The sequence below is a fragment of the Thauera phenylacetica B4P genome (assembly GCF_000310225.1).
Taxonomy (GTDB): Bacteria; Pseudomonadota; Gammaproteobacteria; order Burkholderiales; family Rhodocyclaceae; genus Thauera; species Thauera phenylacetica.
Map to the genome: position 1 here is coordinate 21412 of NZ_AMXF01000026.1, position 10248 is coordinate 31659.

At 68.5% G+C, this 10248-nt stretch carries 9 protein-coding genes; 6 read left to right on the plus strand and 3 right to left on the minus strand.

All coding sequences use genetic code 11. From position 1 onward, the window contains the following. Positions 1 to 142 precede the first annotated feature (142 nt). Positions 143 to 1048 (plus strand): LysR family transcriptional regulator, encoded by a 906-nt coding sequence (locus tag C667_RS06070; RefSeq protein WP_004358600.1) that lies wholly within the window; start codon positions 143 to 145, stop codon positions 1046 to 1048. An 11-nt stretch (positions 1049 to 1059) separates the two neighbouring features. Here C667_RS06070 and C667_RS06075 read toward each other — a convergent pair whose 3' ends face one another. Then, positions 1060 to 1965 (minus strand): LysR substrate-binding domain-containing protein, encoded by a 906-nt coding sequence (locus C667_RS06075; RefSeq protein ID WP_004358601.1) that lies wholly within the window; start codon positions 1963 to 1965, stop codon positions 1060 to 1062. 110 nt (positions 1966 to 2075) lie between these two features. Here C667_RS06075 and C667_RS06080 point away from each other — a divergent pair, with 110 nt between their 5' ends. From C667_RS06080 to C667_RS06100, 5 genes are all read left to right on the plus strand, one after another. Then, complete coding sequence (locus C667_RS06080) at positions 2076 to 3290, plus strand: M20 aminoacylase family protein (RefSeq protein WP_004358602.1); 1215 nt, start codon at positions 2076 to 2078, stop codon at positions 3288 to 3290. 18 nt (positions 3291 to 3308) lie between these two features. Further along, positions 3309 to 4346, plus strand: a complete 1038-nt coding sequence (locus C667_RS06085; RefSeq protein WP_004358603.1) for a TRAP transporter substrate-binding protein — start codon at positions 3309 to 3311, stop codon at positions 4344 to 4346. Positions 4347 to 4405: 59 nt separating this feature from the next. Continuing rightward, complete coding sequence (locus C667_RS06090; RefSeq protein WP_004358604.1) at positions 4406 to 4903, plus strand: TRAP transporter small permease; 498 nt, start codon at positions 4406 to 4408, stop codon at positions 4901 to 4903. Beyond that, the gene (locus C667_RS06095) at positions 4900 to 6192 is read left to right on the plus strand and encodes a TRAP transporter large permease (RefSeq protein WP_004358606.1); all 1293 of its coding nucleotides are present in this window, start codon (positions 4900 to 4902) and stop codon (positions 6190 to 6192) included. The genes C667_RS06090 and C667_RS06095 overlap by 4 nt, the downstream gene beginning before the upstream one ends. A 97-nt stretch (positions 6193 to 6289) precedes the next feature. Continuing rightward, complete coding sequence (locus tag C667_RS06100; protein ID WP_004358607.1) at positions 6290 to 7633, plus strand: amidohydrolase; 1344 nt, start codon at positions 6290 to 6292, stop codon at positions 7631 to 7633. A gap of 139 nt (positions 7634 to 7772) precedes the next feature. Here C667_RS06100 and C667_RS06105 read toward each other — a convergent pair whose 3' ends face one another. Both C667_RS06105 and C667_RS06110 read right to left on the minus strand, forming a co-directional pair. Continuing rightward, positions 7773 to 9272: a nucleobase:cation symporter-2 family protein gene (locus C667_RS06105; protein ID WP_004358609.1), complete on the minus strand. Its 1500-nt coding sequence runs from the start codon at positions 9270 to 9272 to the stop codon at positions 7773 to 7775. Between the two features lie 269 nt (positions 9273 to 9541). After that, entirely contained in the window at positions 9542 to 10057 is a 516-nt protein-coding gene (locus C667_RS06110) for an AmiS/UreI family transporter (protein WP_004358611.1), read from the minus strand. Between the last annotated feature and the right edge of the window lie 191 nt (positions 10058 to 10248).

Genomic DNA, 10248 nt, shown 5'->3' on the forward strand with positions numbered 1-10248 from the left:
AATCCGTTCTGACGATACTTAAAGTATCGACTCAGGCGGATGCAGGTGAAAGATAGGGGGTGTCTGGCCCGACTTATGGGCCTTATCCGTATCCGGAATATCTTCCAGGGGTGTCCCCGTTCCTGTAAGGGAGAGCAAGCGAATGGATCGCCACACCGAACTGCGCAGCTTCGTGCTGGTGGCCGAGAGGGGCAGCTTCGCCGCGGCGGCGCTGGTCGAGGGCGTGACCCCGGTGGTCATGGGCCGGCGCCTGGATGCGCTCGAGAAGCGCCTCGGCGTCAAGTTGATGCACCGCTCCACGCGCGGCCTCGCGCTCACCGAGCTCGGCGAGCAGCTGCTCGACCAGAGCCGCGCGCTGCTGCGCGAGTTCGACGAGCTCGAGCGCGCGGTCGGCGCCGGGCGCGACCTGGTGCGCGGCCACCTGGTGGTCTCGGCGCCGGCGGCCTTCGGTCGCCGCCACGTGGCGCCGCACGCGACCGCGTTCAAGGCGCTGCACCCGGAACTGCGCATGTCCTTCAACTTCACCGACAGCGTGGTCGACCTGGTGCGCGAGGGCTACGACATGGCGATCCGCATCGGCGAGGTCACCGACCCCAACTACGTGGCGCTGCGCCTGTTCCCCAACCGCCGCGTGGTGTGTGGAACGCCCGACTACTTCGAGCGCCACGGCATCCCGCGCCAGCCCGAGGACCTCGCCCGCCACAACTGCCTCGCCTTCAACCTCGCCGGCGGCCAGCAGCGCGGCTGGACCTTCCAGCGCGACGGCCGGCTGTTCGCGGTCCGTGCCGACGGCGACCTCGCCTGCAACGACGGCGAGCTGCTGTACGGCTGGGTGAAGCAGGGGCTGGGGGTGGGCTGGCGCTCGACCTGGGAGATCCAGGCCGAGTTGAAGCGCGGCGAGCTGGTGACCGTGCTCGACGAGTTCGCCGTGCCGAGCTACGACATCCAGGCGGTCTATCCTCAGCAACGCTACCTTCCGGCCAAGGTGCGCCGCTTCATCGAGCACCTGAAGGAGAGCTACAACCGGCCGGGGTACTGGGAGGAGTGAGGCGCGCGGTGTCAGGGGCGGGGCAGGCGGGACCGCAGCTCGCGACGGAAGAGCTCGGCGAGCTTCTTGGCCGCGCTGACGAGCGGCACGCCACGCAGGCTCAGCAGGCCCAGCGGCATCGTCGGCGGCAGCGGCTCGACCCCCAGCGTGCGTAGCCCGGCGCCCACCAGCGGATCGGTGATCAGGACCTTCGGACCGTAGCCGATCAGGTCGTTGCGCCGTGCCAGCTCCACGATCAGGAAGGGTGATGAGCAGTGGGTGATGCGGTGCGGTGGAGCGATGCCGTGGTGCACGAGCCAGTCGACCAGGTTCATGCTCTGGCTGCCGGCGCTCAGGTTCAGCACCCAGTCGGTGTCACTCAGCGTCGCCCAGTCGCGCGCCTCGACCAGCGGGTGGCTGTTGCGGGCGAAGGGCACCGCCTCGATGTCGGCGAGGGTCTCGAACTCGATCTCGTAGGGCAGATCCTGCGGCGAGGCGAGCGCGATCGCGAAGTCGATCCGGCCCTCGATCAGGCCGGGCAGCGCCTGCACCAGCAGGCCCTCGTCGAAGGTGAGCTCGGCCTCCGGCTGCAGGCGGCGATAGGCAGCCAGCACGGCCGGCAGGACGGTAGAGGACACCAGCGGGGTGATCGCCACCTTCACATGCGCTCCAGCGCCGCCCCGCATCAGGCGGATCTCCTCGCGTGCACGCTCCAGCGTGGCCAGCACCAGCCGGGCTCGGCCGAGCAGGGCGCTGCCTTCGGGTGTGAAGCCGATGCCCTTGTAGCTGCGCTGCAGCAGTTCGGCGCCCACGTCCTCCTCGAGCTCGCGCAGCGCCTTCGTCAGCGCGCTCTGGCTCAGGTTCATCGCCCGCGCGGCGGCGCGGATCGAGCCGCTCTCCGCCACCTGCACGAGCGCACGCAATTGGTGGTCCTTCATGTTTTGGATGATCTCTCCTGGTTGTCACCGGAGAAAAAATATCGCCTTACGGTGTGAGCTGCAAGTTTCTAATATCTGGACATGAACTAATTCTATGGAAGGAGAGCCAGATGACGATCGATGCAGCACGGTTCGAGCCGGACGTGGAGGGCATGAGGGCCTGGCGCCATGCCATCCACCGCCACCCCGAGCTCGGCTTCGAGGAGCATGCCACCAGCGCCTTGGTCGCCGAGCGCTTGCGCGCCTGGGGCTACGAGGTGCATACCGGCATCGCCGTCACCGGCGTGGTGGGCGTGCTGCGCGTGGGTGACGGCAGCGGGCGCACGATCGGCCTGCGCGCCGACATGGACGCCATCCCGGTGCAGGAGATGACCGGGCTGCCGTGGGCGAGCACCGTGCCCGGCAAGATGCATGGCTGCGGCCACGACGGCCATACCGCGATGCTGCTCGGTGCCGCCGAGCTCCTCGCCAAGCATGTGAAGGGTGGGCAGTTTCGGGGCAACGGCACCGTCGTGCTGATCTTCCAGCCCGCCGAGGAGCTCGGCGGCGGCGGTGGCGCGCGGCGCATGATCGAAGAGGGCCTCTTCGAGCGCTTCCCCTGCGATGCCATCTTCGGCATGCACAACTTCCCCGGCATCCCGGTCGGCCAGGTCCATGTGCGCCCGGGCGCCTTCATGGCCTCCTCGGACAAGGTGTTGGTCCGCTTCGTCGGCCGCGGCGGCCACGGCGGCATGCCGCACATGGCGGTGGACCCCACCCTGCCTGCGGCGGCGACCGTGCTCGGCCTGCAGTCCATCGTCGGCCGCAACGTCAATCCCAACCTCGCCGCGGTGATCAGCGTCGGTCGCCTCGCCGCGGGCGCGGCCTACAACGTCATCGCCGAATCCGCCGAGCTCGAGCTGAGCGTGCGCACCCTCGACCCCGAGGTCCGCGACCTGGTCGAATGTCGCATCCGCGAGCTCGCCGACCACCAGGCGCGCGCCTACGGCTGCAGCACCGAGATCCGCTACGAGCGCGGCTATCCGGTGCTGATCAACGCCGCCGCGCAGACCGCCTTCGCGGTCGAGGCTGCGCGCAAGACCTTCGGCGCCGACCACGTGGTCGACGACACCCAGCCGCTCACCGGCAGCGAGGACTTCGCCTTCCTGCTCGAGCAGGTGCCGGGCTGCTACCTGCTCGTCGGCAACGGCGACAACGGCCACGCCGAGGGCCGGTGGTCGGGCGAATGCATGGTTCACAACCCGCACTACGACTTCAACGATGCCTGCCTCGCGGTGGGCGCCCGGCTGTGGATCGGCCTGGTCGAGCAGTACTTTCATAACTAAACCCCCGAAGGAGACATCATGAAAATCGGCAAACTTCTCGCCACCCTGTCCGCCGGCTTCGTCATGGCCACCGGCGCCGGCCTGCCGGCCGCCCAGGCCGCCACCACCCTGACCATGTCGAGCTGGGTGTCGCCCACCCACTTCCTCACGCCCGAGGTCTTCCAGCCCTGGATCGAGGACGTCAAGCGCGTCACCGAGGGCCGTGTCGACGTGCGCATCCTGCCCAAGCCGGTCGGCGGCCCCGCCCAGCACTGGGAGCTGGCGCGCAAGGGCGTGGCGGACATCACCTGGGGCAACTTCACCTACGAGCCGGATCGCTTCAAGGCGGTGTGGTTCTCGGAGATGCCCTTCACCGGCACCAACGCCGAGGCGTCCTCGGTGGCGCTGTGGGAGACCTACGAGAAATACCTCGCCGGCAAGCCGGCCTTCGAGGGCGTGGTCATGCTCGGCGTCGGCCTCTTCGGCGGCGGCCAGATCCACCACGGCAGCAAGAACATCATCGAGCCCGACGACCTCAAGAACCAGAAGGTGCGCATGGGCGGCCCGATCCAGAAGCGCCTGCTCGAGGACCTCGGCGCGGTGCCGGTCGCCGGCCCCGGCCCCAAGGCCTACGAGCTGCTCGAGAGCGGCGTGGTCGATGCCTCGCTGCACACCATCGAGTCGGTGATCAACTTCCGCGTCGAGGGCAAGCTCAAGCACCACACCATCGTCCCCGGCGGCTTCTACGACGCGTCCTTCTTCATCGTCATCAACGAGGGCAAGTGGAACAAGCTCTCCGAGGCCGACCGCAAGGCGATCATGAGCGTGTCGGGCGAGAAGCTGTCGCGCCTGTGGGGCCAGCGCTTCGACGTGCAGAACAAGGCCGGCGAGGCCAAGCTGCGTGGCGAGGGCCACAACTTCAGCGAGCCCTCGAAGGCGCTGTTCGAGCGCATCGGCGCGGTGCGCCAGCGCATGCTCGCCGACTGGGCGGCCGAAGGCCCGAGCTACGGGGTCGACAAGCCGATGGAGATGCTCGAGTTCTTCGAGCAGCGCTACAAGGCCCACGCCGGCAAGTGATCGCCCGCTGATCCGGGAAGTGGCCGGCCCAGGCCGGCCACGCCCACAAGGAGAATCACATGGACGCGTATCTGTCCCGTATCCGCCAGCTCGTCGAGTCGCTGCTCATCCTCACGCTGCTGGGCATGGTCCTGCTCACCTTCGCCGACGTCATCGGGCGCCGGCTGTTCGGCACCCCCGTCTTTGGCGCTCACGACGCGACCGAGCACCTGATGGCGATCATGGTGTTCTGCGGCCTGCCGCTACTGACCGCCGCGCGCGGACACCTGGCGGTGGACCTGTTCGACAAGTACCTGATGACCCCCGCCATGGCGTGGTGGCACCGTCTGATCGCGCTGCTGATGACCCTCGTGCTGCTGCTGATCGCCTACGAATTCTTCAACGCCGCGATCGAGGCGGGGCAGATCCAGGAGATCAGCCAGGCGCTGTCGATCCCGCGTAGCGGCATGTACGCCTTCATCGCCTTCACCTCGCTGCTGTCGGCCCTGGCCGCCCTGCTGGGCTGTTTCGGCGCCCCCGCCTCGCACCCCCACGCCACCGAGGAACATGCCAAATGACCGTCGGACTCCTTTCCCTGCTGGCCGTGCTGGTGCTGGCCTTCCTGCGCGTGCCGCTCGCCTTCGCCCTGCTGTCGGTGTCCCTCGCCGGCATCAGCGTCGTCATGGGCTTCGACGTCGCGCGCTCGCTCGTCCCGATGACGATCTCCGAAGCCGTGTTCTCGTATGAACTGGCGGTGGTGCCGATGTTCATCCTGATGGGCAACATCCTCGCGCGCTCGGGCATCTCCGACGACCTGTTCCGCGCCGCCAACGCCTTCCTCGGCCCGGTCCGTGGTGGTCTGGCGCTGTCGACCATGGTCACCTGTGCCGGCTTCAGCGCGGTGTGCGGCTCCAGCCTCGCCACCGCCGCCACGATGTCCAAGGTCGCCTACCCGAGCATGAAGCGCTACGGCTACTCGGACCAGCTCGCCTCGGCCACCATCGCCGCCGGCGGCACGCTCGGCATCCTGATCCCGCCGTCCATCATCCTGATGATCTACGGCATCCTGACCCAGACCAACATCGGCGACCTGTTCGTCGCCGCAGTGATCCCCGGCATCCTCGGCCTGCTGATGTACCTGGGCGTGGTCTACGCCATCGCCTGCATCAGCCCGCAGGACGCGCCCCGCGGTGAACGCACCACCACCGCGGAAAAGCTGCGCTCCCTGCGCGGCGTGTGGCCCTTCACCCTGCTCTTCGTGGTCATCATCGGCGGCCTGTATGGCAGGCTCTTCACCGCCACCGAGGCGGCGGGCCTGGGTGCCGGCCTGGCGCTGATCCTGTCCACCGCGCAGGGGCGGATGAGCTGGGCGAACTTCCGCCAGATCTTCGTCGAGACCGCGACCACCTCGGTGATGCTCTACAGCGTGCTGTTCGGCGCGCTGCTGTTCGCCAAGCTGATCTCGTTCTCGGGACTGGGCGAAGGCATCCTGGAAATCGTCCAGCAGGCTGGACTGGGCCCCTACCAGACCCTGGCGGCGATCCTGCTCATCTTCCTGCTGCTTGGCTGCGTGATGGAGTCGCTGGCGATCATCCTGATCTGCGTCCCCCTCTTCCTCCCCCTCCTGATGAGCCACGGTTTCGACCTGGTCTGGTTCGGCATCATCGTGGTGGTGGTGACCGAGATCGCGCTGATCACGCCGCCCATCGGCATGAACGTCTTCGTGCTCAAGGCCGCCCTGCCGCATGTCAGGCTGGGTGCGATCTTCCGCGGACTCTTCCCCTTCGTCGGCATCGACCTGTTGCGCCTGCTGCTGCTGGTGGCCTTCCCGTCGATCACGCTGGGGCTGGTGGCGATGATGAAGTGATGCTGGTACGGGGCGTGCGGGCGTATGCTCGTCCGCGCGCCCCGGCGCGATCTTGCAGCGCAGAGCTCCCCCAATCCCACCGCAGAGACCCTCGAAAATGAAAATATCCGATCGCACGGCGAAAGGCCTGCGCCTGGCCGCCGCCCTCGCCCTGCTCGGCCAGGGCGCGGCCGCTTCGGCACAGGCCCTCGACGACGCCACCCTGCAGGACCTCGCCACCCGCTTCGACGCCATCCAGCCGCGCATGGTCGAGTGGCGGCGCGACATCCACCAGCACCCCGAGCTCTCCGGCCAGGAGGTGCGCACCGCGGCGCTGGTCGCCGAGCACCTGCGCAAGCTCGGCATGGAGGTGCGCACCGGCGTCGGCGGCCACGGCGTGGTCGGCCTGCTCCCGGGCGGGAAGCCGGGCAAGGTCGTCGCCCTGCGCGCCGACATGGACGCGCTGCCGGTGGCCGAGGTGACCGGGCTGCCTTTCGCCTCCCAGTTCAAGCAGATGAACATGGGCGTCGAGTCGCCGGTCATGCACGCCTGCGGCCACGACGGCCACACCGCGATGCTGATGGCGGTGGCCGAGGTGCTGGCGGGCATGCGCGAGCAGATCCCGGGCACGGTCAAGTTCGTGTTCCAGCCCTCTGAAGAAGGCCTCTCGTCGGCGCCGGTGCCCGGCAAGAGCTGGGGCGCCAAGGCCATGGTCGAGGAGGGCGCGCTCGATAACCCGCGCCCCGACGTCGCCTTCGCGCTGCACATCATCCCCAACATGCCCTCGGGCATGATCGGCTACCGCAGCGGCCCGCAGTTCGCCAGCGGCGACACCGTGCGCATCAGGATCAAGGGCAAGCAGACCCACGGTGGCTTCCCGTGGAACGGCGTCGATCCGATCGTCGTCTCCGCCCAGGTCGTCACCGCGCTGCAGACCATCGTCAGCCGCCAGCTCAACATCAGCAAGGAGCCGGCCGTGCTGTCGATCGGCCAGATCAACGGCGGCAACCGCGAGAACATCGTCCCCGAGTCGGTGGAGATGGTGGGCACCCTGCGCGCCTTCGACGAGGCCATGCGCGCCGACGCCAAGGAGCGCATCACGCGCACCGCCGAGTCGATCGCCAGCGCGAGCGGCGCCACGGCCGAGGTCAGCTTCGGCCCGTCCGCCTACCCGGTGACGACCAACCCCGAGGCGCTCACCGAGATGATGGCGCCGGTGCTGAAGAAGGTCAGCGGCGGCAAGGCCATGCAGACCTCGCGCCTGATGGCCTCGGAAGACTTCTCCGAGTTCCAGAAGGTGGTGCCGGGCATGTACATCATCCTGGGCGCGGCGCCCGAGGGGAAGACGCCGGCCACCGCGGCGCCGAACCACAACCCGGCCTTCGACTTCGACGAGGCGGCGATGCCCGCCGGCGCCAAGGCGATGGCGGCGATGACGCTCGAGTTCATGATGAAGCCCTGACCGGCGTGGTGCTTTCGCGGCGGCGGCGAAGCGCTGCCGAACCGGAAATGAATCGGGGGCCGCGAGGCCCCCGATTTTCTTCCTGCGATCCTCCCTGGTCGCCGCTGCGTGCTGCCGGCGACCAGGCTTTCGTGCTCGATCAGTGCGCCTCGGCCGCCTTCGCCGCCTCGATCGCGCCGGCCCGGTCCTCGCGGCCGCCGTTGAAGTAGAGGTTCAGCACCACCGCCGAGATCGCCGTCAGCAGGATCCCCGACTCGAGCAGCGGGTGCAGGCTGTGCGCCATGTGCTGCATCCAGCGCGGCGCCACCAGCGGCACCAGGCCGAAGCCGATCGACAGCGCGACGATGTACAGGTTGTTGCGGTTGCCGCGGAAGTCGACGTTGGCGAGGATGCGGATGCCGGTCGCCGCCACCATGCCGAACATCACCAGGCCGGCGCCGCCGAGCACGAAGGTCGGCACCGACTCCACCAGCGCGGCCATCTTGGGCAGCATGCCGAGCACGATCATGATCACACCGGCCGCCACGCACACCCAGCGGCTCTTCACTCCGGTCACGCCCACCAGGCCCACGTTCTGCGAGAAGCTGGTGTAGGGGAAGGTGTTGAAGATGCCGCCGATCAGGGTGCCGAGGCCGTCGGTGCGCAGGCCGGCGGCAAGCTCGGTCCGGCTGATGCGCTTGTCGGTGATCTCGCCGAGCGCCAGGAACATGCCCACCGACTCGATCATCACCACGATCATCACCAGGGTCATGGTCAGCACCATTACCGGGTCGAAGGTCGGCATGCCGAAGGCGAAGGGTGTCACCAGGTCGAACCATTCGGCCTTGGCGACCTTGTCGAAGTGCATCTTGCCCATCACCACCGCCACCACGCAGCCGACGACGATGCCCAGCAGCACCGCGATGTTGGCCACGAAGCCGCGGCCGTAGCGCACCAGCAGCAGGATCACCACCAGCACGAAGGCCGCCACCGCCAGGGTGTCGAGCGCGCCGTAGCCGGGGTTATCGACCATCGGGATCGGGCCGGGGAGCCGGGTGAGCTCGGTGCCGGCGGCGGCGGCCTTCTCCTTCGCGCCGTCGACCATCTGCACCAGCCTGGGCACATCCACGCTCTGCGCGAGGTGGGCCGGCCCGCCCATCGCCCAGCCCACGCCCACCCGCATCAGGCTGATGCCGATGATCGCGATGATGGTGCCGGTGACGACCGGCGGGAAGAAGCGCAGCAGCCGGCTCATGAAGGGCGCGATGAAGATCGACAGGATGCCCGCGCCGATGATCGCGCCGAAGATGGCTCGCGCGCCCTCGGGACCGCCCTGCACGTTGGCCATCGCCACCATCGGCCCGACCGCGGCGAAGGTCACGCCCATCATCACCGGCAGCTTGATGCCGAAGTACTTGCCGAAGCCGAGCGACTGGATCAGCGTCACCAGGCCGCAGCAGAACAGGTCGGCGGAGATCAGCAGGGCGACCTGCTCGGGGCTGAGGCCGAGCGCGCGCCCGACGATCAGCGGCACGGCCACTGCGCCCGCGTACATCACCAGCACGTGCTGCATGCCCAGTGCGGCGAGCCGTCCGCCGGGCAGTTTCTCGTCGACCGGATGGACCTGGTCGCTTCCGCCTTGCAGTGCGAGGTCGGACATGTTTGTCTCCTTCATGTTTTGTGTGTCTCTTCCGCGCTGTCCCGCCCGGGTGGTCCTGGGTCATCGCGGCGCCGTGCAGGGGGCGGGGTGGTGGTGCGCCCCGGCCGTGGAGCCGCGACGGAGCGCGCGGCCGGGGTCGGGTCCGACTTGATATGGAGTCTAGGGATTCACCCTCGCGACAGGAGCGAGCGAGGCGAATACCTGGAATACAAAAATTTATATTTTTGCGGCGCAGCATGCGGAGTCCGGCGCGGCGGGGGCGCCTGCGTTCAGCCCAGCGTGCCGGTGAGTAGCAGGTAGCCCGGCAGCCAGGCGGTGCCCACGCCCTGGACGATCGCCATCCACGCGGTGGCACGTGCGATCGGCTTGTGCAGGGCCAGCAGCAGGAAGAACATCAGCCAAAGCACCGCCCACGCCGCCCACGACAGGCCCAGCCACCAGTCCCAGGTGCTCGCCGCCGCGCGCAGGGTGTCGGCCGCGATCGGCACCGCGGTGATTGCCACGAAGAGGCTGAACCAGCCCAGCCCGCGCCCGTCGGTGCCGCTGAGGCGGTTCCAGGCCACCCACAGGTAGGTGAAGGAGAACAGCAGCGAGAAGGCCGCGCCGCGGATCGAGGCCGCGTCCGCGTCGGCACCCAGGGCCAGGCGCAGGCACACCAGCAGGGTCAGCCCGCCGGTGAAGAGGTTGATGATGGTGATCTCGCGGTCGCCGATGCGGCCGAGCATCCACAGGCCGTTGAGGATCAGGACCGCGCCGACGTAGAACAGGGACAGGCCGAGCAGCATGAGATTTTCCAGGGCACACGATGGGGCCGCGGAGTGTAGGGGGCGGCCGCGCGCGCGGTCAGCGCTGCGGGCTGATGCAGCGCATCAGCGATCGCGTAAGTGACGCCACCCCACGCCGTTCGCGGCTTGCGCCGCTCCTACATTGCACCAGACCGCCCCGGCCTGTGTAGGAGCGGCGCAAGCCGCGAACA

What these genes read in the sequence shown, in the direction of transcription:
- C667_RS06070 (WP_004358600.1), top strand. Translation starts at nt 143, where the DNA reads ATGGATCGCCACACCGAACTGCGCAGCTTCGTGCTGGTGGCCGAGAGG.
- C667_RS06075 (WP_004358601.1), bottom strand. Translation starts at nt 1,965, where the DNA reads ATGAAGGACCACCAATTGCGTGCGCTCGTGCAGGTGGCGGAGAGCGGC.
- C667_RS06080 (WP_004358602.1), top strand. Translation starts at nt 2,076, where the DNA reads ATGACGATCGATGCAGCACGGTTCGAGCCGGACGTGGAGGGCATGAGG.
- C667_RS06085 (WP_004358603.1), top strand. Translation starts at nt 3,309, where the DNA reads ATGAAAATCGGCAAACTTCTCGCCACCCTGTCCGCCGGCTTCGTCATG.
- C667_RS06090 (WP_004358604.1), top strand. Translation starts at nt 4,406, where the DNA reads ATGGACGCGTATCTGTCCCGTATCCGCCAGCTCGTCGAGTCGCTGCTC.
- C667_RS06095 (WP_004358606.1), top strand. Translation starts at nt 4,900, where the DNA reads ATGACCGTCGGACTCCTTTCCCTGCTGGCCGTGCTGGTGCTGGCCTTC.
- C667_RS06100 (WP_004358607.1), top strand. Translation starts at nt 6,290, where the DNA reads ATGAAAATATCCGATCGCACGGCGAAAGGCCTGCGCCTGGCCGCCGCC.
- C667_RS06105 (WP_004358609.1), bottom strand. Translation starts at nt 9,272, where the DNA reads ATGTCCGACCTCGCACTGCAAGGCGGAAGCGACCAGGTCCATCCGGTC.
- C667_RS06110 (WP_004358611.1), bottom strand. Translation starts at nt 10,057, where the DNA reads ATGCTGCTCGGCCTGTCCCTGTTCTACGTCGGCGCGGTCCTGATCCTC.